General features: G+C 51.2%; 1 CRISPR repeat array.

Features of this window, described 5'->3' with window-relative positions:
• The first annotated feature begins 1 nt into the window (after nucleotide 1).
• Nucleotides 2-1,348: direct repeats of the CRISPR family, unit length 28 nt; unit sequence GTTCACTGCCGAATAGGCAGCTTAGAAA.

A 1,348-nucleotide genomic window follows, 5' to 3' on the forward strand; every position in this document is an offset into this window, starting at 1 on the left:
CGTTCACTGCCGAATAGGCAGCTTAGAAAAGTGGCTCGACGACATCATCCAGTGGGCCTACGTTCACTGCCGAATAGGCAGCTTAGAAATCCCCGTCGCCGTCGCCGTCGCCGTTGTTGCGTTCACTGCCGAATAGGCAGCTTAGAAAGCCACCACCAGGCGCACCGGCACCGCCACCACGTTCACTGCCGAATAGGCAGCTTAGAAATATTCCCAACGTATAACAGCGGATCATGTCCAGTTCACTGCCGAATAGGCAGCTTAGAAATCATTGAGCAAGAGGCATTCGGCATCCTGCATGTTCACTGCCGAATAGGCAGCTTAGAAATCTCCTCGGTGGCCTCCTGTTGTCCCTCGTCTGTTCACTGCCGAATAGGCAGCTTAGAAATATTCTGGAGTTGTCAAAACACGGTAAACGAGGTTCACTGCCGAATAGGCAGCTTAGAAATCAGTGTCAGAGAGAATACGCCAGGCGGTGAGGTTCACTGCCGAATAGGCAGCTTAGAAAACAGCAGTGACAGCAGCGATCTTGGATGTAGCGTTCACTGCCGAATAGGCAGCTTAGAAATGAGCATGGACGAAGAGCGGAGCAACCGCAACGTTCACTGCCGAATAGGCAGCTTAGAAAATCCTGACAGTCCACGATTTGCCGAATATGGCGTTCACTGCCGAATAGGCAGCTTAGAAAACCAGCTTTTCTCCCAGTGCAGGCGATCGCTCGTTCACTGCCGAATAGGCAGCTTAGAAAATCAAAATCACCGGCCTCGGCCCCGTTGAAATGTTCACTGCCGAATAGGCAGCTTAGAAACAACGAGAGACGGTGTCAGTTGCACCGCGAATGTTCACTGCCGAATAGGCAGCTTAGAAAGACCAGGGCGATCAGAGCAAGCACGGCCAGGCGTTCACTGCCGAATAGGCAGCTTAGAAAATAACGGTCGTTTTAAAATCAAACCTGATATTGTTCACTGCCGAATAGGCAGCTTAGAAAAGCTCAACAACCTGACCGACACCGCTGCCGAGGTTCACTGCCGAATAGGCAGCTTAGAAATGGGAGATAGGGAGGACAAAACTGCGGCCAAAGTTCACTGCCGAATAGGCAGCTTAGAAAAGTGCGCCCGCGGGGTATACAAAACGGTTTTAGTTCACTGCCGAATAGGCAGCTTAGAAATGGTCATTGTGAGTTTGCTCGTTGGTGCTCGCGTTCACTGCCGAATAGGCAGCTTAGAAACAGCCAAAACGCCGGGATTTGCGTTTCGAGCGGTTCACTGCCGAATAGGCAGCTTAGAAACAATAAAATCGATTGACAGGTCGATGCCGCCTGTTCACTGCCGAATAGGCAGCTTAGAAA

It is taken from the genome of Lampropedia hyalina DSM 16112, assembly GCF_900129055.1.
Taxonomy (GTDB): Bacteria; Pseudomonadota; Gammaproteobacteria; order Burkholderiales; family Burkholderiaceae_C; genus Lampropedia; species Lampropedia hyalina.